This is a genomic window from Planktotalea arctica (genome assembly GCF_002105285.1).
Classification (GTDB): Bacteria; Pseudomonadota; Alphaproteobacteria; order Rhodobacterales; family Rhodobacteraceae; genus Planktotalea; species Planktotalea arctica.
Genome location: NZ_MUHR01000001.1, coordinates 195207 through 219391, shown reverse-complemented (window position 1 = coordinate 219391; position 24185 = coordinate 195207). Strand labels below are relative to the sequence as shown.

Here is a 24185-nt window from a genome sequence, read left to right as displayed (position 1 = left end):
CCACATGATTGATCAAACACGCTTTTGGGATAAGGCAGCGGCGAAATATGCGAATGATCCGATCCGGGACATGGCCGCATATACCTACACGCTGGAGCGCACGCGCAGCCATTTTCGCGCCGAGGATACGGTTTTGGAGATTGGCTGCGGCACCGGCTCCACCGCGCTGCTTCTGGCGCAAAGCGTCGGCATGTATCACGGAACGGATATTTCCAGCGAGATGATCAAGATCGCACGCGCCAAAGTGTCCGAGACGAGCCTGCCAAACCTGAGCTTTGAGGCACATCCCGCTTTGGAGGGTATTCACGCGCATGAAGGACTTGATGCAGTGTTGGCGTTCAACCTGTTGCATCTGCTTACCGATATTCCCGCGGCGCTGGATGCCGCTCACCAAGCGCTTCGCCCGGGCGGCCTATTGATCAGCAAAACCCCTTGCCTGAGTGATGCAAGCTTTAAAATCAAGCTGGTGCTTAAATTGATCCCATTGGCCCAATTGCTTGGCAAAGCGCCCTTCGTGCAGAGCTTTTCCGTCACGGCCTATGACCAGATGATAGAGACCGCAGGCTTCGAGATCGTGGAGTGCGGCAATCACCCCGCGAGCCCGCCCTCGCGCTATGTGGTGGCGCGCAAAATTTAAGAAAGGCCGGATTTTACTCCGGCCTTTCAATCAAGAACCAAGTCGCGAACTTAGTTCATGACACGGGTCAGCGCTTGATCGACGGCATCAGTGATGTGGTCGATATCATCCGCCGTCGCAATCAGCGCAGGCGAGAAGCAGAGCGTGTTGTTCTTACCAGGAATCGAGCGGTTGGTCGCGCCGATGATCACGCCCTGCGCCATGCAATCCGCAACGACAGCGCCAACTATCTTCTCGTTCAATGGATCTTTCGTGCCGCGATCCGAAACCAGTTCGGCCCCGATGAACAAACCTTTGCCGCGCACATCGCCGATGACTGCGTGCTTTTCCATAAGCACATGAAGGTTGTTCATCATGTGCTCACCCATATTCAGGGTATTCTGTAGCAAGCCTTCGTCCTCGACGATGCGCATGTTCTCAATCGCCGCCGCTGGGCCTGCGGTGCAGCCGCCGAACGTGGAAATATCGCGGAAGTAGTTCAAAGGATCTGATGAATCGTCCTTGAACATGTCAAACACCTCCTCCGTGGTCACGCAGCAAGAGATAGCAGCATAACCGGAGGCAACACCCTTCGCCATTGTGACGATGTCTGGCTTGATGTCGTAGTTCTGGTAACCGAACCATGTGCCCGTGCGGCCAACGCCGCAAACGACTTCATCGATGTGCAGAAGGATATCGTACTTCTTGCAAATTTCCTGAACGCGCTCCCAGTAGCCTTCGGGCGGAGTAATCACGCCGCCGCCAGCGGTCACTGGCTCAAGGCAAAGCGCGCCAACCGTGTCAGCGCCTTCGCGCAAGATGACTTCCTCGATCTGGTTCGCCGCCCAAACGCCGTAACCCTCATCAGGTGCGCCAGCTTGCTCGTGCTTGCGGTACTCCATGCAGTGCGGAACGCGGATAAAACCTGGCGCGAAGGGGCCGTACTGCGCATTGCGCTCGTCTTGGCCGCCTGCAGACATCGTCGCAAGAGTTGAGCCGTGATAGTCGCGGTCACGGTAGAGGATCTTGTGCTTCTTGCCCCCATAACGCTTGTGCGCGATTTGACGGACGATCTTAAAGCCCTTCTCGTTCGCTTCAGAACCGGAGTTCGCGTAATATACGCGGCTCATGCCCGGCATTTTGGAAATCAACTTTTCGGCAAAAAGCGCGCCGGGGATAGAGCCGACGGTGCCGCCAAAGAAGTTCATCTTGACCAACTGATCGCGCACGGCGTCCGCGATGCTCTCGCGGCCATAACCGACGTTGACGGTCCAAACACCGCCCGACACCGCATCGATATGCTCTTTGCCGTGCTGGTCCCAGACCTTCATGTCCTTGCCTTCGATAATGATACGCGGCTCGCCGGTCTCAAAACCTTTATGCTGGATCAAATGATGCCAGACATGTGCACGATCCGCGTCCACAATTCTGGAGTAGTCATTATCTTTGAATGTACCGTCCATCGCCATCATCCTATTTAGCTGGCGCCGATCCGTCGGCGCACAGGAACACCCCAGTGAATCAGGGGCATGATGTGATCAATTCATATGCAAATCTAAGGTTCGAATAGGGCCAGTTGATCACGCTCATTAGGTCCAAACGATGCACAACTTACGCTGCAAAAGGCCGCTGCCGCCCGTTACACATCTGGATTCCAAGCGCTTTTCTGCAAATAGTGAGTTGCTTGGCAGTGCCAAACGTGGCTTGCTGAGCAGCGGGCGTTGCAAAAAACGATTTGCAACAAACACGATTTTGCGTTGCTCTGTGCAGTGCAAAGACGCGCAACTCGCGTGTTTTCAACGAAAACGGCAAAAATGCCGGTCGAACGCGCCGAATGGCGTGCAATTGGGAGATTACAACATGACATTTAAATCCAAACTGATGAGTGCCGTCGCCGGCGTCGCGATGCTTTCGGGTGCGCAAGCTATGGCCGACGGCCACGGCGGGCTGACAGTCGGTTACTTTCTAGAGTGGCCAATGCCATTCCAGTTCGCAAAAGCGGAAGGCATGTACGACGAAGCCCTCGGCACCGAAGTAAAGTGGGTGTCCTTTGACACAGGCACAGCAATGTCTGCTGCCATGGCTTCGGGCGACGTTCAGCTTTCCGTCTCGCAGGGCATCCCGCCCTTCGTTGTTGCAACATCTGCAGGTCAAGACCTTCAGGTTGTCGACGTAGCAGTCTCCTACGCAGATAATGACAACTGCGTCGTCTCTGCGGCTCTTGAGATCGACAAAGATTCTGCGGGTGAATTGGCCGGCAAGAAGGTCGCCGTTCCACTTGGTACAGCGGCACATTACGGCTTCTTGAAGCAGATGGCGCACTTTGGCGTTGACGTTGATGGCCTGACAGTTGTGGATATGGCACCGGCAGAAGGCCAAGCGGCACTTGCGCAGGGCGCAGTCGACATGGCTTGCGGTTGGGGCGGTGCTTTGAAGCGCATGAAAGAAAGCGGCAATATTCTTTTGACGGGCGCAGAGAAGATGGAACTCGGCATTCTGGTATTTGACGCGACGACGGCACCAACATCCTACGTTGCAGAGAACGCAGACATGGTCGCGAAGTTCCTGAAAGTCACCGCAGACGCAAACGCGATGTGGGCGGATGAGGCCATGCAATCCAAAATGCTTCCCGTGATCGCAAAAGACGCGGGAATGTCCGAAGCCGATGCGGCCTCCAGCTTGGCCACATTCGTTTTCCCGACTGTTGAAGAGCAGTTGAGCGGCGCATGGCTTGGTGGCACAGCGCAAGAGTTCATGAAGGGCGTGGCAGACGTCTTCGTTGCAGCCAGTTCCATTGACGCGGCAAAAGCATCTTATGCCGACAACGTAAACACGGGCCCACTTGAAGCAATCAAGTAAGGTTTAACCATCTGAGGCGGGCGCTTGAACAAAGTGCCCGCCTTCTTTTTTCCCGAATAGCAGCTCCAAAAGGGGCGGAGAGGAACAGATGTCTGAACTTTTGATCGACAATGTTTCCATGCGGTTTGAGTTGCCCAATGGCGGGCATGTACAAGCGTTACAAAACGTGTCCCTTGACATTAAATCCGGCGAATTGATGAGCGTGCTTGGTCCCTCGGGTTGCGGCAAGACCACGCTTTTGAACATCGTCGCCGGCTTCCTTGCCCCGACCGAGGGCAACATCATTCTGAACGACAAGAAGGTCATCGGACCCAGCGCCGATCGCGGTATGGTGTTCCAGCAAGGTGCCCTCTTCGAGTGGATGACAGTGCGCGAAAACGTCAGCTTTGGACCCGACATGAAGGGCGTCAGCCGCGCAGAGAGCAAAGAAAACGTCGAGCATCTGCTCGAGGTCGTCGGCCTCGGGGATTTCAAAGAAAAGGCGATTTACGAACTTTCCGGCGGTATGCAGCAACGCGTCGCCCTTGCCCGTTGCTTGGCCAATGATCCCGATGTGATCCTCATGGACGAACCGCTCGGCGCGCTGGATGCGTTGACGCGCGAAAAGATGCAGGGCCTCGTGCTTGATCTGTGGCGCGAAACCGGCAAGACGATCATCCTGATCACCCACTCCGTCGAAGAGGCGCTGCTTTTGGGAGAGCGTTTGTTGGTCATGGCCCCGCGCCCCGGCCGCGTTCATAAGGAATACCGCCTGCCCTTTGCCGATCTTGGCGTGGGCAATGATTTGCGCGAAGTGAAAAAGCATAAAGATTATGCCAGTACGCGCGAGGAAATTCTCGAAATGATCTGGAGCATGGAAGAAGAAATCATGGGCCGGACGGAGGACGCATCATGAGCGGTTTCATTATATTCGCACTCTATCTCGTCGCTTTCTTCGGCAGTTATCTGGTCCTGTCCCGGCTATTGTCTAAATATTTTCAACGCGAGGGTTTCAACTCGCTCAAGACGGTGACATTCGGCGATGAAAGCGCCGTGAAGGCCAATCGCATCGCATCGATCATCTCGGTCGCAACAGTATTCTGGCTTTGGGTCGCCTTCACCAATTCCGCGATCCCGCTTCCTAAATTGCCCGGCCCGTTTCAGGGCGACGCCACCTTCACCTACACCGCCACGCTTGAGGATGGCACAAGCGATGACGCCACCGTTACCGTGCGCGTATACCGCGAAGATATCCAGCAAACCGTTGATGCAGAGGGAAATCCGGGCCGCGAGCCGGACGCGCCAGAGGTCGAACCGGGTGATGGTTTCGCAAAGAACGACACGCTAACTGCGGCGCGCTACAGCTTCAAAGTGCTGAACGTGTGGAGCAATGACGAGGTCTCCAAGAAGGGCGGCTCGACCGTTACGGCGATCAACGGCATACCCATTGCGCCAGGCGAAAAGATCGACATCCCGGAAGGCACGGTCGGTCTGACTGACAAGGGCACGCCTACCTTCGCGCCAGCGACGGGCCTGCGCATGGCGCGTCTCTACCTACCTGCCCCCGAGGTCGTGATGGAACGTTTCATCCGCCTCAACAAGGAAGGCTATCAGGGCTTCACCCTGTGGGAGCACACATGGAAGTCGGTGTCGCGCGTGCTTTGGGGCTTCCTACTCGGCTCGCTGATCGGCATCCCGCTGGGCTATGCGATGGGCCTGACCAACTGGTCGCGCGGCTGGTTCGATCCCATCGTGGAATTCATGCGCCCCGTACCGCCACTGGCCTTGATCCCCCTGATGATCATCTGGTTCGGCATCGGCGAAGTATCCAAAGTTATCCTGCTGTTCCTCGCGGCGCTCTGGATAATGATCATCGCCGCGCGCTCGGGCGTATCGGGCGTGGCCATCGCCAAGGTGCACGCGGCCTATTCGCTAGGGGCGTCCAAGTGGCAAATCCTGAGCAAGGTCATCGTGCCCAACTCGTTGCCTGAGATATTCACAGGCGCGCGCGTTGCGATGGGCGTGTGCTGGGGAACGGTCGTTGCGGCGGAACTTGTTGCGGCCGAAGTTGGCCTTGGCAAGATGATCGTCGTCGCATCCAAGTTCCAGCTAACAGACATTGTTCTCGTCGGCATCATCCTGATCGGGGTCATTGGCTTTTTGATCGACGTGGGTGTGCGTGCTTTGGAAACATGGTTGGTTCCATGGAAAGGGAAGGTATAAACCTTCCCACAACTGACCTGAATTACTCGGGAGCGGAGCGTAATAGTTCCGCTCCCGCTTTCTTTTCGCGCTACACCAGCCACGCCTGCGCGCCAAAACGACCGTGCACAGGCAAGATAGCGTTGCACGCCGCAGCGCACAAACTTGAGCGAAACCGCGTGCCTTCATCTTCCGTAATAAACTTTCCCCGAAGGGCCGATTAGCAAGAGGTGATACATTTGATTCAGCGCATCCACGTCTTGGTTCTGCCAAGCCTATTCCATGTCCGCCAAAGAACCCCATAGCTCCGCGCCATCTGGTAGATCATCACGTTCATCCCACTGATCTCGCTAGCGCTCATCGGTTGCGTCAGGGGTGTGCCACATCTCAGAACGGGCAGCATTGCCGCATCGCGCGTTAAGTGGATACCCCGGGCGCACCGCCACCATAGCGGACAGTTCAGACGGTATTGAACCTCATGACCCACCCTTCATCTTATCGCTTAGCTCTTGCATCACTTTGCATATAGTCGCGCGTGTATCCGCCACCTCCATCGCATCGACGGCTGCACGGTTCAGCGTTTCAGGCGATGCCAAAGCAGAGCGCGCCTCAAGGATGCGCCCCCGACCGTCTTTGGGAATATCGCGCATGAAACCCGCGACCAAGGACGCCGCATAAGCATCAGCGTCGGCGCGGCTACCCGTTTGCCCACCAAGCCAGTCCGCGCCATCCTACATCACAGTGAGCGCCGCAGAGAGCAGTGCCGAGGCTGCAAAATGATCGGCAATCTGCGACTCCGCGCTTAAGGGGATCACGGGGTTTTCAGGGCTGAACAGACTGCGCAATGGCTCCACTTTCGGGAAAGCAGGAAGCGGACATCCACCCCGCACCAGAAATCCGATCAGGATGGTAACATAAATATCACGTGCAGGCGCGATTGCAGTTAACAGCGATACGAAGGGGACGTTCGCCATGACCGAAATTACCTGCTGGTCCGCGCGAAAAATTCAGCCCACTCACCACCTCTTGCCAGACTGCTGGGCGCAGGCAAAGGAACACGATCTCAGCCCTATCAACCACCTGCTGGTTGCCCATAACCTTCGCCCCGACCGAGGCCGCCAACTCGGACGCGACGACAGCACCACACTTGGACACTAGCACATCATGCCCTTTGCCCGCTAGGAAACGCATCATAGGCGCTGCAATATGGCCTGCGCCAAGGAATCCGATGCAGCTCATGTCAGCGCCTCCGCGTGACATCTGGTCGTGACAATCATGCGTGGAAAATCAATATTGCCAGCAAAGGCTTCATAATCGGCACGCGTCAAAAAATCATTCATGCGGTCTCTTCTTGTGGGCCCCGCGCGGTGTTATCTGGTACCGAGCAAAGCCAGCGATGGTTTCTATTTTCATCGCGGCTCAGCGCACAATGAAAGAGGCTAATCTCGACCGCCTCTTTTTTTGAGTATCGGCAAGAAATGCAGTGCATTTTTACTCGTTGTATACAAAATACACACCAAACAATTCAGCTTCGATCCATATGTCCAGTTGTCTTTGCCTCTATAGCCAGACTATCCTCTTGGTCATGGCTATTTCGATCGATACATTTTTCCTGAACCCTGATGCGCAAGGCACTTTGCAAGCGCAAATCCAGCAAGTGATTGCGCAGGGCATCCTTTCGGGGCGGTTTCGCAAGGGCGAGAAACTGCCCTCTTCGCGCAAACTTGCGCTCCACCTCGGGGTTAGCCGGATTACCGTCACGCTGGCCTACACCGAATTGCAGGCCAATGATTATCTGACCAGCAAAGGGCGTTCGGGCTATTTCGTCTCGCAAAACGCACCCGAGCCACCCCGCTTCGAACCCGCAGCCGAGCGCAATGATAGCGTCGATTGGACCCGCGCCATCGGGCAGCGCTTCACAGGCGGCTCGACACCATCCAAACCCGCCGATTGGGCAAAATATAGGTATCCCTTTATCTATGGCCAGGTCGACCAAACGCTGTTCGATCATGCCAATTGGCGGCTCTGCGCACTGCAAGCCTTAGGCGCGCGTGATTTCGGTGCACTGACGGCGGACTATTATGATCAGGACGATCCACAACTGATCGAATTCATCCTGCGCCATACGCTACCGCGGCGCGGGATCGTGGCCCGCCCCGAAGAAGTGCTGATCACGGTCGGTGCGCAAAACGCGCTTTGGCTGACGGCGCAAATTCTGCTGACGCAGCGGCGCACCGCCGCGATCGAAGACCCTTGCTATCACGCGCTTCGCGATATTCTGACGCAATCACGGTGCCACCTGTCCCAAGTCCCCGTGGATCGCGACGGGCTACAGCCCCACCTGATCGAGGACGGCACGGACGTCATTTTCGCCACGCCCAGTCATCAATGTCCGACCTCTGCCACCATGCCTCACACGCGGCGCAAAGCCTTGCTGGCGCGCGCAAAAGAACTTGAGGCCGTAATCGTCGAGGATGATTATGAATTCGAAATGTCCTTTCTTGATGCGCCTCTGCCTGCGCTCAAATCGCTCGATGAAGAGGGACGGGTAATTTACATCGGCAGCTTTTCCAAATCGCTGTTTCCTGGCTTGCGCCTTGGTTATCTTGTCGGCTCGGAGCCTTTCATCCGCGAAGCCCGCGCGCTGCGCGCCTCTGTGCTGCGCCACCCACCGGGGCACATTCAGCGCACCGCCGCCTACTTCCTCTCGCTCGGGCATTACGATGCGCTGGTGCGCAAGATGGGCAAGACGTTCAAAGAGCGGCGCAGCGGAATGGAGCATGCGCTCAACCATCATGGCCTGGACATCGCAGGGCGCGGCGTGTTCGGCGGATCGAGCTTCTGGATGCGCGCCCCTGAAAACGTGGACACCCAAGAGCTTGCCACGAACCTGCGCGCCCAAGATGTGTTGATCGAGCCGGGTCATTCGTTCTTTCGCCGGGATGCCGTCGAAAACAACTACTACAGGCTGGCCTATTCCTCTATCCCGCTGGCAAGGATTCCCGAAGGGGTCGCGCGCGTTGCCAGCGGCATTGGTACGTTAATGAGACGCTAAGTCTCACCTGAGCTGCGCTGGCCCTATCCGAGCTCGCGAACTGGCCCTATCTGGAATCTCTCACAATCCGTAAAGTCGCGCTAAATCGCCTGCCCTAGTTGCGGGCGCTTTTCATTCCATAAGATAGCTTTAGGAGCGCATCCATGAAGATGACCACCGAAGAGGCCTTTGTTAAGGTTCTGCAACGCCACGGTATCGAGCACGCATTTGGGATCATCGGCTCTGCCATGATGCCGATCTCGGACATCTTCCCCAAAGCCGGCATCAAATTCTGGGACTGCGCCCACGAGGGCAGCGCAGGCATGATGGCAGATGGCTACACGCGCGCCACAGGCAAGATGAGCATGATGATCGCTCAGAACGGTCCCGGCATCACCAACTTCGTGACGGCCGTTAAGACAGCGTATTGGAACCACACACCTTTGCTGCTCGTCACGCCGCAGGCAGCGAACAAGACGATCGGCCAAGGTGGATTCCAAGAAGTCGAGCAAATGAAATTGTTCGAAGACATGGTTGCCTACCAGGAAGAAGTGCGCGACCCCTCCCGCGTTGTCGAGGTGCTGACACGTGTGATCTCTCAGGCGAAGCGACTTTCAGGTCCTGCGCAACTGAACATCCCACGCGATTTCTGGACGCAGGTGATCGATGTAGAAATCGCAGACCCAATCGAATTTGAAGCCTCATCTGGCGGCACGAACTCTGTTGCAGAAGCGGCGGCGCTTTTGTCCGCAGCAAAGAACCCGGTCATCCTGAACGGCGCAGGCGTTGTTCTATCCAAGGGTGGCATTGAAGCGTCCAAGCTGCTCGCAGAGCGCCTGACAGCGCCCGTTTGCGTTGGCTACCAGCACAATGATGCGTTCCCGGGGTCACACCCGCTCTTCGCAGGTCCGCTGGGATACAACGGTTCAAAAGCGGGTATGGAATTGATCAAAGACGCGGACGTTGTGCTGTGCCTTGGCACGCGCCTTAACCCGTTCTCTACATTGCCCGGGTACGGCATTGAATACTGGCCAGCAGACGCGAAGATCATCCAGGTCGACATCAACCCTGACCGCATTGGCCTGACCAAAAAGGTCACAGTTGGTATCGTTGGCGATGCTGCGAAAGTGGCGCAGGGCATCTTGGCGCAATTGTCTGACGATGCAGGCGACGCGGGCCGCGATGCACGCAAGTCCAACATCGCGCAGAAAAAGTCGTCTTGGGCGCAAGAGCTGACATCCATGACAGACGAGAACGACGATCCGGGCACAGACTGGAACGTGCGCGCACGTGCCGCCAAGCCTGACTGGATGTCGCCGCGTATGGCATGGCGTGCAATTCAGGCGGCTCTACCACGTGAGGCAATCATTTCGTCCGACATCGGCAACAACTGCGCTATCGGCAACGCCTACCCTGACTTTGATGCGGGTCGTAAGTACCTTGCACCCGGACTGTTCGGTCCATGCGGTTACGGTCTGCCTGCGGTTGCTGGCGCAAAGATCGGCTGCCCAGATGTTCCGGTTGTCGGTTTTGCTGGCGATGGCGCATTCGGCATTGCGATGAACGAGCTGACGGCGATTGGTCGCGGCGACTGGCCTGCGATGACACAGGTTGTCTTCCGTAACTACCAGTGGGGCGCGGAAAAGCGTAACTCGACGCTCTGGTTTGACGACAACTTCGTTGGCACAGAGCTGGACGAAGATGTGTCCTACGCCGGTATCGCGAACGCATGTGGCCTCAAAGGCGTCGTTGCACGTACCCAAGAAGAGCTGACAGACGCCCTGAGCCAAGCGATCAAAGATCAAATGGAGAATGGCATCACAACCCTCATCGAGGCGATGATCAATCAGGAACTTGGTGATCCTTTCCGCCGCGATGCGATGAAAAAGCCCGTTTCTGTTGCTGGCATCAGCGCGGACGACATGGTTCCGCAGTCGGTCTAAACCCTTATGTCTGGCAATGCACACCACTCCGCTTTGCTGGATCAAGCAAACAAGCTCCCGCCGCTCGCGTCCCTTATGACGCGGGCGGCGGCGGCCCCTAAATCCATTGCCTTCGCCGAAGGCAGTGATCCGCGTATCGTCGAAGCAGCTGTCGCCGCTTTAAACGCGGGGCTTATCAAAAAAGCGCATCTTGTCGGGCCTGAGGCTGATATTCAGGCCACACTGGCTACGTTTGATTTGAGCGACCCAGCCGGTATCGAAGTGCACGACCCCGAAAATTCTAGAATTTTCGAAGCCCTCGCCGCGCGGTTTGTAGAGCTGCGCGCCCACAAGCAACTCTCGCTAGACTTGGCAAGAAAAGCGGCGCGTGACCCATTGGTTTTCGCCGCTTTGCTGGTTGAAACAGGCCGCGCAGATGGCTCGATTGGCGGCGCGGTTGCAACCACCTCGGACACGGTTCGTGCAGCACTACAAGTAATCGGGAAAGCCAAAAGTGCGCCGCTCGTGTCGTCCTTCTTCTTGATGATCTTGCCTGAGGGCCATCCCCTCGATCGCCCCGCAATGGTCTTTTCCGATTGTGGCATGGTGATCGACCCCGATGCGCAAGAACTGGCTGGCATCGCCTCCCAAGCCGCCGATAGTTTTGCAGCCCTTGTTGGCTCCGAGCCGAAACTCGGCATGCTCTCTTTCTCCACCCATGGCTCTGCCAAACATGAGCGCGTCACCAAAGTTCAAGAGGCGACCGAGACTCTCAAAGCCGCACGCCCAGATCTAATCGTGGATGGCGAATTGCAGCTGGACGCAGCACTTGTGCCCTCTGTCGCCGCCTCCAAAGCGCCAAACGGTGCCCTAAAAGGTGCGGCAAATGTGCTGATCTTCCCGAACCTTGATGCGGGCAACATCGGCTACAAACTCGCACAGCGGTTCGGCGGCGCGGTCGCGATTGGCCCCGTCTTGCAAGGCCTTGCCAAACCCGCCAATGACCTCTCGCGTGGATGTAGTGCAGGCGATGTTCTGGCGATGATTGCTGTGACCGCCCTTCAAGCGCAGAGCGTATGACAGACTTGCTCGGCCTAAGCGGTTCGGAAATCGCTCTTTTGGCGGTCATTTGTTTCGCCGCGGGCATCGTGCGCGGCTTTTCCGGATTTGCACTCTCCGCACTCGTCATGGCCAGCGCGGCACTGATCCTGCCCCCCGTGCAACTAATCCCGATCTGCTGGTGGCTGGAACTCGCCGCAAGCGTGCTGATGGCACGCGGCGGCTGGCAGGAAGCAGATCGAAAAATCGTCTGGGGGCTGGTCATAATGTCCGCAGTTGGAACCCCCATTGGTCTAACCCTGACAACGAATGTTGACGCGGAAACCTCTAAACTGGTCGCGCTTTGCGTGATCATCGCGCTAGCCGCATTGTTGCTTGCCCGCATTCGCATTCCGGGTCTGGAAACGCGCGCAGGCCTATATGTCTCTGGCCTGCTCGCCGGTATCGTCACCGGCCTTGCCAGCGTCGGAGGTATGATGATTGCTATTTATGTTCTCTCCAGCAACACCCCCGCACGAAAAATGCGCGCTGCTTTAGCGCTGTTTCTGTTTCTTGGCTCAGCCACATCGCTTGTTTGGCAATTCTGGTTCGACGTAATGAACCTGCAAGCCATCTGGCGCGGCCTGATCTTTTCCATCCCCGCCATTGTCGGCGTATATGCTGGCATGAAACTGTTCACGCCGCGTTTCGAACCCTATTATCGCCCATTCTGCCTGACGCTGCTTTGCGCACTGTCAGCCTTCGGTCTCCTGCGGTTAACCTTGTCATGACGACAGCGTTGACCCACACTAAAAGTCGCCCGCCCAACAAGGAAGATATCTGACATGCCCAAAGACCAACCCACACTGGACCTGTCACCCCACGTCTCCGACGAGGTGCGCAAAACCACCTGTTATATGTGTGCCTGCCGCTGCGGCATCAACGTGCATATGAAAGAGGGCCCCGATGGAAAACAAAAGGTCGCCTATATCGAGGGCAACAAAGACCACCCTGTGAACAAAGGCGTTCTATGCGCCAAAGGCTCTGCGGGCATCATGCAGGTCAACGCGCCCTCGCGTTTGAAAGCGCCACTTAAGCGTGTCGGTCCACGTGGGTCGGGTGAGTTTGAGGAAATTTCATGGGAAGAGGCGCTGACAATCGCGACCGAATGGCTTGCCCCTATTCGCGCAGAGAACCCCGAGAAACTGGCGTTCTTTACGGGTCGTGATCAGTCGCAGTCCTTCACATCCTTCTGGGCGCAGCATTTCGGCACACCGAACTACGCGGCGCATGGCGGGTTCTGTTCCGTAAACATGGCCGCCGCTGGCATCTACACGATGGGCGGTGCGTTCTGGGAGTTTGGCCAGCCCGATTGGGACTACACCAAGCTGTTTATGCTGTTCGGCGTTGCCGAGGATCATGACAGCAACCCGATCAAAATGGGCATCGGCAAGATCAAGAAACGCGGTGCCAAGATCATTGGCGTGAACCCGATCCGGACTGGTTACAACGCGGTCGCGGACGAATGGGTAGGCATCACGCCCGGCACGGACGGGTTGTTTATCCTAGCACTTGTGCATGAGTTGATGAAGGCTGGTAAAATTGACCTTGAGTACCTCGCGCAATATACCAACGCCCCCGTTTTGGTAGATAGCGAGACAGGCCTTTTGATGCGCGACGAGGCTGGCAAAGAGCTGGTGATCGACCGCAATACAGGCAAGTTGACACCGTTTGATCAAAAGGGTGTGCGCCCTGATCTGTCGGCAACGCATCGCCATGCAGGCGTGACGCATAAACCTGTCTTCCACTTGATGGCAGAGCGTTACATGTCCGAGGAATACGCGCCCGAAGCTGTGGCCGAGCATTGCGGTATTTCAGCAGAACGCATTCGCGGCATCGCCAACGAAATCGCGCGCGTCGCGTTTGAAGAAAGCTTTGAACTCGATCAGGAATGGACCGATTTCCGCGGTGAAAAGCATAAGACGATGACGGGACGCCCTGTCAGTTTCCATTCCATGCGCGGTATCTCTGCGCACTCGAATGGCTTCCAAACCTGCCGCTCTTTGCATGTCTTGCAGATCCTGCTCGGCACGGTCGAAGTCCCGGGTGGTTTCCGTTTCAAACCCCCCTACCCCAAGCCTGCAACAATCCACCCAAAGCCGCATTATGGCGTGACACCGGGCAAGCCGCTCGATGGTCCACACCTCGGCTTCGTACACGGCCCAGAGGACCTCGCGCTCAAGCCAGACGGGACTGCCGCGCGCATCGACAAGGCGTTCACATGGGACAACCCCATGTCTGCGCATGGCATGATGCATATGGTTATTTCCAACGCGCATGCGGGTGATCCCTACAAGATCGACACGCTGTTCATGTATATGGCGAACATGGCGTGGAATTCTTCGATGAACACGCGCGGCGTGATCGACATGCTGACGGATAAGGATGAGGCGACAGGCGAATATGTAATCCCGCGGATCATCTATTCGGATGCTTATAGCTCCGAGATGGTCGCTTACGCGGACCTGATCCTACCAGACACGACATACCTTGAGCGTCACGACTGCATCTCGCTCCTTGATCGCCCGATCTGCGAAGCGGATGCAGCCGCCGACGCAATCCGTTGGCCTGTGATTGAACCTGATCGCGATGTGCGCGGCTTCCAATCCGTACTCTGCGAACTTGGCGCGCGTCTTGATCTGCCGGGCTTCATCAACGAGGACGGCAGCCAGAAATATGCCGATTATGCCGATTACATCACCAACCACATCCGCAAGCCGGGCATTGGCCCACTTGCGGGGTGGCGCATGGGTGAAAAAGGTCTGCAAAACGGTCGCGGCGATCCGAACGAGGCGCAGCTTGATGCCTATATCGAAAACGGCGGCTTCTTTGTGGAGCACATTCCGGCAGGCGCGAACTACTACAAACCCTGGAACATGGCCTATCAAGAATGGGCCGTTGGTATGGGCATCATCGACAAGCCTGAACCCTATCTGTTCCAGCTCTACGTTGAACCCATGCGCAAATTCCAGCGCGCGGCCGAAGGACATGGCGAGCGCCAACCACCAGAGCATCTGCGCGAACGCGTCAAGAAAACCATGGACCCACTGCCGATCTGGTACGCACCGTTCGAGGACAGCGCAGTCGATGTGAATGAGTATCCCGTCCACGCGCTAACGCAGCGCCCTATGGCGATGTATCACTCATGGGGCAGCCAGAACGCTTGGTTGCGTCAGATCCACGGTCACAATCCGCTCTATCTGCCAACAAACCTGATGCAGAAGCATGGGCTCAAGGATGAAGACTGGGCGACGGTTTCCTCTACGCATGGCTCTATCACAGTGCCTGTCATGGAAATGGCCGCGCTGAATGCGAATACCGTCTGGACATGGAACGCCATCGGCAAACGCAAAGGCGCGTGGGCACTGGAAGAAGACGCGCCAGAAGTCACCAAAGGCTTCTTGCTCAACCACCTTATCCACGAATTGCTGCCGCCAAAGGGCGATGGCCTGCGTTGGTCAAACTCCGATCCAATCACAGGCCAAGCCGCATGGTTCGACCTGCGGGTCAAAATCGCCAAGGCGGCAACGCCCCCAAGCGAAAGCCAACCCGCCTTCCCGCCGATCAAGTCACCGGTCGGCACTGGCCCCAAAGAATTGAAGTGGCAGACAAAGAAATGACCCCTCCCTTCATCTTGCCCGTAAACTCCGGGGTCTGGGGCAGCGCCCCAGTCCTGCCCGCACCACAAAACGCAGAGGCCAGATCATGACCACACTGCCCACCAGCACCCAAAAGAAACTCGGCCTCGTCATCGACCTTGATACATGCGTAGGCTGTCATGCCTGCGTTGTGTCCTGCAAAGGCTGGAACACCGAAAACTACGGCGCTCCGCTTAGCGATCAAGATCCTTACGGCGGTGATCCATCAGGCACCTTCCTCAACCGCGTTCACAGCTATGAGGTTCAGCCCGATGAAGGGGCTGCCCAGCTGATCCACTTCCCCAAATCCTGCTTGCACTGCGAAGACGCGCCCTGTGTCACCGTTTGCCCGACTGGCGCGAGCTACAAGCGCGTCGAGGACGGTATCGTTCTGGTGAACGAGCAAGATTGCATCGGCTGCGGGTTGTGCGCATGGGCCTGCCCATACGGCGCACGTGAAATGGATGCCTCCGAGAAGGTGATGAAGAAATGCACCCTCTGCGTGGACCGTATCTACAACGAAAACCTGCCCGAAGAAGACCGCCAGCCTGCTTGTGTGCGTACATGCCCGTCAGGCGCGCGTCACTTCGGTGATCTTGCAGATGAAACATCCGACGTAAGCATCCTTGTCGCCGAGCGCGGTGGCTTTGATCTGATGCCAGAGATGGGCACCAAACCTGTGAACCAATACCTGCCCCCACGCCCCAAGGACACGATGGAAGAGTTCAACATCCTCGCGCCCTACCTAGAGCCTGTTGCAAAAGACGCAGGCGGCTTTCTCGGATGGCTCGACAAAGCGCTCGACAAACTGCCCGGCAACTCTGCCGGAGGAGCGAAGTAATGCACCCAGCACCATCAATTATCCTTTTCACCACGCTCTCTGGTCTCGGCTTTGGCCTGCTTGCGTTCCTCGGCATCAACATGCCCGGCTCCACCGGCTTTATCGCCTTTGTCTTTTTCGCAATCGCCTATGTGCTCGCAGTCGGTGGTCTGTTGTTCTCCACCTTCCATCTCGGCCACCCCGAACGCGCGTTGAAAGCGTTCAGCCAGTGGCGTTCCAGCTGGCTTTCACGCGAAGGAATTTGCGCCGTCGCCGCTCTGATCGTCATGGCGATCTACGGCTTTGGCCGCGTCTTCATGGATCAACATTGGGGCCTGATCGGCGGCATTGGCGCGGTACTATCGCTTGCAACCGTCTACACCACCTCGATGATTTACGCACAGCTCAAAACCGTTCCGCGCTGGCACATGCCACTCACAAGCCTACTGTTTATGGCCTTTTCCCTCGCAGGCGGCGCGCTGCTTGCAGGGCAAGTGCAGATCGCCCTGCCCCTGCTGATCGTCGCAGGGATCGTCCAAATCGCCTATTGGCTCTTGGGTGACAAACGCCTCGCACAATCCGGCTCCACATTGGAAAGCGCGACGGGCCTCGGCCACATCGGCAAGGTCAAAGCCTTCGAGCCGCCCCACACCGGCACCAATTATCTGATGCGCGAATTCATCCATGTTGTCGGGCGCAAACACGCGCAAAAGCTGCGCATTATCGCGCTTGGGCTTGGGTTCGTAATCCCCGTGATCGCGCTGCTGCTGCCCTTCGGGCATATGCTTGCACTCGTCGCCGTCTTGAGCCACGTTGCGGGCATATTCGTCTCACGTTGGCTGTTCTTTGCGCAGGCCGAACATGTGGTGGGACTCTACTACGGAAAACGCTAATGCCCTTTCTTCCCGGATTTGACGAACGCTGGGCCGATGTGCCAGACTACATCATAGGCATCACCAAACAAATCTGGGAAGATCGCGAAATCCACTCGCTGCATGATTATTACGGCGAGGATTTGATTGTGCGCTCCTCTGCTTCCGTCGTGCAAGGCAATGCAGGCATCATCGCCGCTACGCAGGCTACGCTCGCTGAATTTCCTGACCGTGAATTGCCGGGAGAAGATGTGATCTGGTGCATGACGGGGGATGATAGTTTTCTGTCGTCGCACCGCCTGCTCTGCACTGCGACGCACACACATCCCGGCATGTACGGCGCACCGACCGGGCGCACACTGGCCTACCGCATTCTGGCGGACTGCTGGTGCAAGGAAAACACCATCAAAGATGAATGGCTAGTGCGCGATCAAGGCGCGGTCGTGCGTCAAATGGGCCGCGATATCCCCGAATGGACCCGCGAATTGATTGCCCGCGAAGGGGGGCCAGAGAATTGCGTGCGCCCTTATACCCCCGCCAATGACATCGTCGGCCCCTACCAAGGGCGGGGCAACGACAATGAGTGGGGCAAGATTTATGCGGACATTCTAGAGCGCATTTTAAGTACCGAATTTTCCGTCATCACCGGCGCATATGACCGTGCGGTTGAACTCGCCTACCCCAGCCATACAGCTGCCCATGGCCATGCAGCAGCAGACAAATTCTGGCTTGGCCTGCGCGCCGCATTTCCATCGGCCAAGGTCAGCATTGATCACGTCATCGGCAACGACGACCCGCTCAATTCCCCGCGTGCAGCCGTCCGGTTCTCATTGCACGGCACGCACGATGGTCACGGTATGTTTGGTGCGCCCACTGGAGCAGAAGTATTCGTGATGGGCATCGCGCACGCCGAATTTGGTCCGCGCGGAGTGCGCCGTGAATGGGCGCTCGTCGATGAAACTGCGATCTGGAAGCAAATCTTGCTGCAAACCGGCGACATATAGAAAATCCTTTTGAAAAGGATTTAGACGCCCTGATTATTCTGGCGAATAGTCGTTTTTCGCAGGAAAACGTGTTCCTGCGCGATGAATCCACCGACGCGCCATCCGACCATCATCGAAGACACATTAGCGTTGACGGAGGTCACGCTCGACATCACCGAGGCATCCGCCACATAAAGCCACTACACGCCCTTCAACCTCAAATGACTGTCGAGGGACCCCTGTCGGCTCCATCGCAACGCTGCCAACCGGATGATAGGCGGTGGCCTCGACCGTGGGCGACGCAAGGACACCTTTTCGCCCAAACTGATAGCGAACAGGCGAGACCGCCCAATGGGCATTTGGCGCAGGGTGATGTCATAGCCCGACGCGGGATGATCATGCAGGTTCGCGACAACACTCGCGATATCGCGCTGCACGTCGATGCCGTGTTCGCGCAAATGGAAAGAGGGGCCAAGGCCCGAACGGAACGTTCACCCGGATATCCGCATCGTTCGGCCCTGCCGCCAGCACGCAAATGCTCGCTTTAGTGTCATGTCCAAGGCATCCCCCGAAGCGCACCACCGTTTTCACCGCCTGCATTGACGAGACGGCACAGTTCGATCTGGCTTGGCCGCCCCCCCCCCCGCAAAGCATGACAGCGATGCGATCCATGATGCGGTTTTGACGCTTCTACATGAGTCCTTCACAGGTCTGCACCGCCGTGCCCTGCTGTTCTTTGGCAGAAACATCATCCTCGAACAGGGCGGAGAGTGAATCGCCACGCAAACACATTATGTCGGAAATTTCGATGCCCCGCTTCATCTTGCCCGTTAAACTCCCGGCCCCCTGAGACCGGAACTTGCAAATTTTCTAGGGAATTCGGATCACCGTCCGAGCCATTTTCGCCGCTTCTGCGAAATGCTGTCTCCTGCATCCGCCAAACTGTCGCCCATCTCCTGCATCACAGGATCGATGCGCGCCTCGCGAAACCGCCGCCAACGCACCCAAATCGCCCACACAAAGGCAAAAAACACGATCAGGATAGCGATGTTCAGCCAAGGAATGATCCGCACATCCGGACTGTCAACTGCGCGGACACTTATAGCGTTGGGGTGAATGGTCATGAACTCGTTGCGCCAGCCGTAATGCTTGATCACAACCCACTGCGGATCAGCTGCCACGGACTTCAAATCAGACGCTTCTGCCTGCAAATTCGATGTGTCGAACTTGAAATAGGGCGGCCAGCCCCAGCCCGTGTCCTCGTTGCGGTATACCATGACTTTATCATTGGGGTATTTCGCCTGAATAAAGAACACATCACGGTTCACCGCCGCGCCGTCACTGCCCACATCCGCGCTCGCCCAGAAGATCGAATTCTCGCCGAAATCGACCCGCTTTTCGTAGGTGTCTGTGATCCGCGCCACATCGTGTTGCGGCAGCGTGTAGTGGAAAAACGCCGCGACCAGTACCCAAAAGCTGATCCAGAACGCCAATTTGATATAGCCCATCTCTCAGGCTCCCTTACATAAAATTCGTGGCATAAATGATGAACGAAACAATACCGATCGGGATCACGTAGACCCCCAAGATCAGCTTGCGCCGCAAGGAGCCGTCATATTCCTGCAGCCCTTCTTGAACAAACGCCTCGCGATCGCCGTCCTTGATTTCTTCGTCCCATTCCGCTTCCAGCTTGTCGCTCCGCACGGAGCGCGAATAGAGCGAAAGACACACGTAGACTACCGAGAGCACCAGAAACCCGAAAACCAGTAAACGTGCCAGTGCTAACATATCACCTCCCCCTCACCGCGCCCCAAGGGCCAACGGTAGCAATCTTTTGTGCGCTGACGCTCCAAGGCCCCTCGCGCTTGGCCGGCGCTGACGGCGCCATCTCGGGCTCATGCCCGAACAGCGCCTCGCGCGCACCAGCTTTATCCACTTGATACTCGCGATCCAGAAAATCTGCCACATAGGATTTCTTGGTATCATGCCACGTCGCGTAAAGCGTATAGAACAATTCCTTGTGGCAAATGAACAACTGGCGGATATCCTTGGGGCTAAGCTGCGATAGCAGCATATTAACCAAGTCCCGATCGCCGTGGTCGGCACTGCGCAGCGTGTAGAAATACGCGGGATGATCCGAAGTGATCCTCGGCCACTTGCCACCCTCCTCCGCCCAGCGCAGCAGATCGGCGAGGCCATGAAATTCCTCCGGCAAATCAGTGGCGTGAAGACGTGCCAAAGCGCGTATATCGCGCCGCGTCGCCCCTGCCAGATCAATCCCGCTTTCCTGCGCGATATCAATCACAATGAAATCCATCTTCTGACGCAGGATCGCCGCCGCATCTATGCCGCGTGCCTTCACAATTGGCTCGACCAGATCATTATATTCCAGGAACTTCGCAATTTGATTGCGGTCCTTTGTGTCGAACACATATTTGATCGGCAATGCGCCCAGCGCCTCTTTCGCGTCGCTAGAGATCACCGCCGGATGATCCATTCCTTGGAACACATAAAGCCCGCCAAAATGCGCCGTCCAGAAATTGCGTTGCTCGAATTCCATCAGATCAAGGCGCACAGGATTGCGCGTTACGTCACCCGTGCGCTTGGCCGATGTGATCATGTCCGCGATCAGCAGATCATCGAACCAAGCGTCCTCTTCACGCATGAAACGGTCCACATTATCCGCCAGCGCCTGCGCCTCGGCCACTGTGCCGCTCGTCGTGTCCGCCTCGATTTTGACCCGTCGAATATCAAAGAGCTTCGCAGGCCCATCGACGCTGTAAACCGAATTCACCAACTCCCCCGCTACCGCATCGCGCGCAGTGAGTGCAAAAAGCTGCGGTTCGTTCTTTTGGATGAACTTCTTGAGTATCTCCCGCGAGGTCGAAAATTTCGCATTCAGCAGCGGCGCGTGTTTTTGATCGGTCGTGAGCAAGATAAACTGCCGGTTCACCCCCGCATGGTTGAGGTAGAGAGGGTCGTCCAACTCATCGCCGATCTCGGGCGAGTAGCCAGAGATATCTATGTGAAAATCAGTGAGTTTGGTTTGATGGTTCGTCAGATGCTTTAGCGCACGGTTATAGCGTTCGATCAGCGCCGGTGAGGCGATGTGGATGAGATTGCCAAACATAAGGCCGCGTTGGATGAGGCGGATCATTTTGCTTCCTTCCCGCGTAACTTGTCAAATACCGGATCACCCTCGGAGTGAACCCTGACGATCTCCAGTGACTTCCCTTTGGGCGAGGCGTGGAAATCAAATGGGGAACCGGCTTGCGAGACATTGCAATAGGTTTCTACAATGCTTATCGCTGCACGATACGCAAGATGGGTACCCCTCACCGGAACATGGCACTCCACGATCCGCGGCGCTCCTATAGTTGAAAGGTTCTCTTTCAAACACTCCGATTGCAGCCAGAAGTATGTAATCTCCCCGCCCCAGTAAGTTGTCAGAGGCCTCACGCTCGGATCGACAAGCGCTAGTGGTTTAGACACCATAAAGAAACGGTGTGACCTGACCTTTCTTTGCTGCTCGTCATTTAACGGGCTCTGGGTACAGATTAGTTCAATGTCTTGGCCACTCAACCGGAATTCTTCAGGTAGATTTTCCAGCCGTTGCTTCAGACTTGCTTTCGAAGCCGATATTAGGGTCCCATTTTCCATCGCCTGCGTTTCTTGATCAGTCAAACGACAATAGTGCCAACCTCTGATCAGCTCCGAACCAAGGCACCTCATGAGGTCATCCTCGATAAAGCTGTGAAATCGCACGGCGAGCTCGTTCTCACGAACAATCGCTGACGAGCTATCGGGATCGTCCGCGTTGTCCAATTCTGTTTTGCGTAAATAGTAAGCGTCAAGAACAGGCTTTGTGTTAGCAAGCAACTCAAGGATGTTCTTGGGATAAGTAGCTACATCCCAAGCGTCGATTGGCTGATTTGTCATCGCAGAAAGCACCCGTTTGCCCCCAAGGCGAAGGTGCTACTCTGCTGAAAACGTGCTCGGCAAAACATCATACCTTAACCTGTTTTGACATACACCAATGCACCACCCAAATCACAGGCGTCACCAGAAAGAGCCAGCCAAGAATATCTCTCGTTCTTTTCATCTCACCTCCATTGGGCTTCGCCCATTCAGGTTCGAAACGCTCTTCCAGAGCGTTTCCTAGCCGGCCTTCACCCCATCCAAATACCGCTTCTTCGCAATTTCCGTCCGCTCATAATCCCGCACCATCCCGTCAATCGCGATCTCGTCGGATTTATCAGCATAGCGGAACTCACTATCAGCGTAGCGGTTGATCTCTTGCACGACCATGTCCACCGTGATCGGCTTGCGTAGCTCGGAAATCATGCCTTTCTTGGCGTCGTAATCTTTGAACAGGAACAGATCAGGCTCCTCCATCCATTCATCGGGCAATTCAAAGTCCATCGCGCGCACTTTCACGGCGTCCGTGATGTTCTTGATCGCACGCCCTGTGAAGCGTTCATCCGCCTCCTGAATACCCTTCAAATAGGTGCCAAGTTTCGCAATCGTATCCAACTCACCGAACTGCGACTGCACAGAGTCAAAGACCACTGCCAACCCTTCCTCATGCGGCCGCCCATGACTGGCAAAGGACGCAGCAACTGCCTTCTGGATCGCTTGCGCCTCGAACACATCATGCTGTCCAAGCGGAATATCGTGGTTCTTGCCCATCAACAGATAAAGGATGTCGATATAGTCATCGCGCGTTTGCGGTCCATCCACGAGGAAGCGCGCACCGGCGCGTTGGCGCAAAGCATCGTCGACATTCTCGGGGTAATTCGAGAACATGCCGAACGTACAATTCCCGCGCACAACGGTGTTCGCGCCTGCGAAACTTTCCATCAGCACCGCGGTAATTTCGAGCTGCCCTGCCGAAGACTGACGATCCCCCCGCTTGCCCGCAAGCTGATCAATATCGTCAATCGTGCCAAAGCCGATCACAGACGGGTCGATGATATTGTTGATAAACGCCTTCGCGTTCTGACCCGATTTACCTTGGTAGCTGTCGATATTATCCGTCGAAAGGTTCTGATAGCGAAACGGATATCCCGCCGTCTCGCAATAACCCGAAATAAGCCCCGCCATCATCTGGATCAGCGTGGTCTTCCCCGTCCCCGGTGCGCCGTCGCCCATAAAGGTAAAGATGAACCCACCAAGGTCCGCAAACGGGTTCAAACGGCGCTCGAAATCATATGCCATGAGCATCTTTGCCAGCTTCATCGACTGATATTTAGCGATGTGGTTGCCAACGACCTCGTTGGGTTTCTTAAACATCATCGTCAACTTTGACGACTTCCCCTTCGACGCAGGTGTAAAGCCGTTCACCACGAAATCGTCCGCCTCGACCTTCCAAGTCGCCGATGTAAACGCCTCCAAACGCCCCGCACTTCCCGTGCGCGCGGCGACCTTGTCCATCAAGCCTTCGGCATAGGCGAGGGCGACCGCGATCAACTTAGGATCATCATCCGCGTGATGCTCGATGTTCTGATCAAGCTCCCATAAAGCGCCATGCAAAGCCAGCGGCGCATTGTCAGTCAGCACCTCTTCAACCTCGCCCAAAATCACAGACACCTCGCTCGCATGAGAGGACAGTAAAAACGAAGATGCAGATGCAAATACATAAAGAGAAATCAGCGCTTCCGCCGTCAGCATTTCGGAAAACTCCGCCTTTCTGGCAGCTGCAACGCCCCCTTCCAGGTTGGCACGTTTCAAATCAGACAAGCCAACCTGCTCTGCGTAATTCTCTGCCACAGCCATCGAAATCGCCAAAGCACGGCGCAGTGCATTCATCACGCTCGCCTGCAAAGGCGAGACCAACGCATCGCCCTCATCAGCTCCTTCGATCCTTGCGAGCAACTGAACCCCTTCAGCGCGGGCAGTCGAGCGTGTCACCAAACCCGGTGTTGTCGATCTGAACCGTCGCCGCGTGCCAAGCCCCGCAGATTTCTCAACCGCCGCCTCGCGCGGCTTCGCGACACGCGGCGCATGGTCAAACCCCTGCAACAGCGCCAATGCCGCGCTGTAATGTTTCTGAATATCCGCCTCACGCAGCTCCATTTGATCCGCTGTCACGCTCATCTAAATCACTCCAAATATCTTCATCTTCCGAATTAAACTTTCCCCGAAGGGACGGTCGGCCAAGAA

21 protein-coding genes are annotated in these 24185 nt (G+C 56.4%); 13 read left to right on the top strand and 8 right to left on the bottom strand.

All coding sequences use genetic code 11. The annotated features are described in order from the left end of the window. The first annotated feature begins 4 nt into the window (after nucleotides 1-4). The gene (locus B9P63_RS01085; protein WP_085307043.1) at nucleotides 5-637 is read left to right on the top strand and encodes a class I SAM-dependent methyltransferase; all 633 of its coding nucleotides are present in this window, start codon (nucleotides 5-7) and stop codon (nucleotides 635-637) included. 50 nt (nucleotides 638-687) lie between these two features. Here B9P63_RS01085 and B9P63_RS01080 read toward each other — a convergent pair whose 3' ends face one another. Then, nucleotides 688-2079: an aminotransferase family protein gene (locus B9P63_RS01080; protein WP_085307042.1), complete on the bottom strand. Its 1392-nt coding sequence runs from the start codon at nucleotides 2077-2079 to the stop codon at nucleotides 688-690. 397 nt (nucleotides 2080-2476) lie between these two features. Here B9P63_RS01080 and B9P63_RS01075 point away from each other — a divergent pair, with 397 nt between their 5' ends. The 3 genes from B9P63_RS01075 to B9P63_RS01065 all read left to right on the top strand — a co-directional run bounded on the left by B9P63_RS01075 (nucleotide 2477) and on the right by B9P63_RS01065 (nucleotide 5677). Then, entirely contained in the window at nucleotides 2477-3475 is a 999-nt protein-coding gene (locus B9P63_RS01075; RefSeq protein WP_085307041.1) for a taurine ABC transporter substrate-binding protein, read from the top strand. 88 nt (nucleotides 3476-3563) lie between these two features. Then, the gene (locus tag B9P63_RS01070; RefSeq protein ID WP_085306696.1) at nucleotides 3564-4370 is read left to right on the top strand and encodes an ABC transporter ATP-binding protein; all 807 of its coding nucleotides are present in this window, start codon (nucleotides 3564-3566) and stop codon (nucleotides 4368-4370) included. After that, complete coding sequence (locus B9P63_RS01065; RefSeq protein ID WP_085306695.1) at nucleotides 4367-5677, top strand: ABC transporter permease; 1311 nt, start codon at nucleotides 4367-4369, stop codon at nucleotides 5675-5677. The genes B9P63_RS01070 and B9P63_RS01065 overlap by 4 nt, the downstream gene beginning before the upstream one ends. Nucleotides 5678-6132: 455 nt before the next feature. On the opposite strand, the gene B9P63_RS19090 is transcribed toward B9P63_RS01065, so the two are convergent. Together B9P63_RS19090 and B9P63_RS01060 are read right to left on the bottom strand one after the other, a co-directional pair. Beyond that, on the bottom strand, nucleotides 6133-6306 hold the full coding sequence (locus B9P63_RS19090) for a hypothetical protein (protein WP_176219074.1): 174 nt from the start codon (nucleotides 6304-6306) through the stop codon (nucleotides 6133-6135). 271 nt (nucleotides 6307-6577) lie between these two features. Further along, on the bottom strand, nucleotides 6578-6895 hold the full coding sequence (locus B9P63_RS01060) for an NAD(P)-binding domain-containing protein (protein WP_176219073.1): 318 nt from the start codon (nucleotides 6893-6895) through the stop codon (nucleotides 6578-6580). A 346-nt stretch (nucleotides 6896-7241) separates the two neighbouring features. Here B9P63_RS01060 and pdxR point away from each other — a divergent pair, with 346 nt between their 5' ends. The 9 genes from pdxR (at nucleotide 7242) to B9P63_RS19085 (ending at nucleotide 18797) form a co-directional block, all read left to right on the top strand. After that, nucleotides 7242-8711, top strand: a complete 1470-nt coding sequence (pdxR, locus tag B9P63_RS01055; protein WP_085306693.1) for a MocR-like pyridoxine biosynthesis transcription factor PdxR — start codon at nucleotides 7242-7244, stop codon at nucleotides 8709-8711. 143 nt (nucleotides 8712-8854) lie between these two features. Further along, nucleotides 8855-10633, top strand: coding sequence for a sulfoacetaldehyde acetyltransferase (gene xsc / locus B9P63_RS01050; protein ID WP_085306692.1), 1779 nt, complete (start codon nucleotides 8855-8857; stop codon nucleotides 10631-10633). A 6-nt stretch (nucleotides 10634-10639) separates the two neighbouring features. Beyond that, nucleotides 10640-11692: a phosphate acetyltransferase gene (gene pta / locus B9P63_RS01045; RefSeq protein ID WP_085306691.1), complete on the top strand. Its 1053-nt coding sequence runs from the start codon at nucleotides 10640-10642 to the stop codon at nucleotides 11690-11692. Beyond that, complete coding sequence (locus B9P63_RS01040) at nucleotides 11689-12441, top strand: sulfite exporter TauE/SafE family protein (protein WP_085306690.1); 753 nt, start codon at nucleotides 11689-11691, stop codon at nucleotides 12439-12441. Before pta ends, B9P63_RS01040 begins: the two co-directional genes overlap by 4 nt. A 54-nt stretch (nucleotides 12442-12495) precedes the next feature. After that, complete coding sequence (locus B9P63_RS01035; RefSeq protein WP_085306689.1) at nucleotides 12496-15330, top strand: molybdopterin oxidoreductase family protein; 2835 nt, start codon at nucleotides 12496-12498, stop codon at nucleotides 15328-15330. An 85-nt stretch (nucleotides 15331-15415) separates the two neighbouring features. Beyond that, nucleotides 15416-16189, top strand: coding sequence for a 4Fe-4S dicluster domain-containing protein (locus tag B9P63_RS01030; protein WP_085306688.1), 774 nt, complete (start codon nucleotides 15416-15418; stop codon nucleotides 16187-16189). Continuing rightward, nucleotides 16189-17061, top strand: coding sequence for a dimethyl sulfoxide reductase anchor subunit family protein (locus B9P63_RS01025; protein WP_085306687.1), 873 nt, complete (start codon nucleotides 16189-16191; stop codon nucleotides 17059-17061). The genes B9P63_RS01030 and B9P63_RS01025 overlap by 1 nt, the downstream gene beginning before the upstream one ends. Then, entirely contained in the window at nucleotides 17061-18044 is a 984-nt protein-coding gene (locus B9P63_RS01020; protein ID WP_085306686.1) for a nuclear transport factor 2 family protein, read from the top strand. Before B9P63_RS01025 ends, B9P63_RS01020 begins: the two co-directional genes overlap by 1 nt. Nucleotides 18045-18650: 606 nt before the next feature. Beyond that, nucleotides 18651-18797, top strand: coding sequence for a hypothetical protein (locus B9P63_RS19085; RefSeq protein WP_176219072.1), 147 nt, complete (start codon nucleotides 18651-18653; stop codon nucleotides 18795-18797). A 110-nt stretch (nucleotides 18798-18907) separates the two neighbouring features. Here the strand turns inward: B9P63_RS19085 and B9P63_RS01015 are convergent, their stop codons facing one another. From B9P63_RS01015 to B9P63_RS00995, 5 genes are all read right to left on the bottom strand, one after another. Then, the gene (locus B9P63_RS01015; RefSeq protein ID WP_085306685.1) at nucleotides 18908-19531 is read right to left on the bottom strand and encodes a DUF1523 family protein; all 624 of its coding nucleotides are present in this window, start codon (nucleotides 19529-19531) and stop codon (nucleotides 18908-18910) included. A 13-nt stretch (nucleotides 19532-19544) separates the two neighbouring features. Further along, the gene (locus B9P63_RS01010) at nucleotides 19545-19811 is read right to left on the bottom strand and encodes a hypothetical protein (protein WP_085306684.1); all 267 of its coding nucleotides are present in this window, start codon (nucleotides 19809-19811) and stop codon (nucleotides 19545-19547) included. A gap of 1 nt (nucleotide 19812) precedes the next feature. Beyond that, complete coding sequence (locus B9P63_RS01005; protein ID WP_085306683.1) at nucleotides 19813-21180, bottom strand: DUF6638 family protein; 1368 nt, start codon at nucleotides 21178-21180, stop codon at nucleotides 19813-19815. Continuing rightward, nucleotides 21177-21962 (bottom strand): hypothetical protein, encoded by a 786-nt coding sequence (locus B9P63_RS01000; protein ID WP_085306682.1) that lies wholly within the window; start codon nucleotides 21960-21962, stop codon nucleotides 21177-21179. The genes B9P63_RS01005 and B9P63_RS01000 overlap by 4 nt, the downstream gene beginning before the upstream one ends. Nucleotides 21963-22181: 219 nt before the next feature. After that, on the bottom strand, nucleotides 22182-24119 hold the full coding sequence (locus tag B9P63_RS00995) for an ATP-binding protein (protein WP_085306681.1): 1938 nt from the start codon (nucleotides 24117-24119) through the stop codon (nucleotides 22182-22184). Nucleotides 24120-24185: the final 66 nt, after the last annotated feature.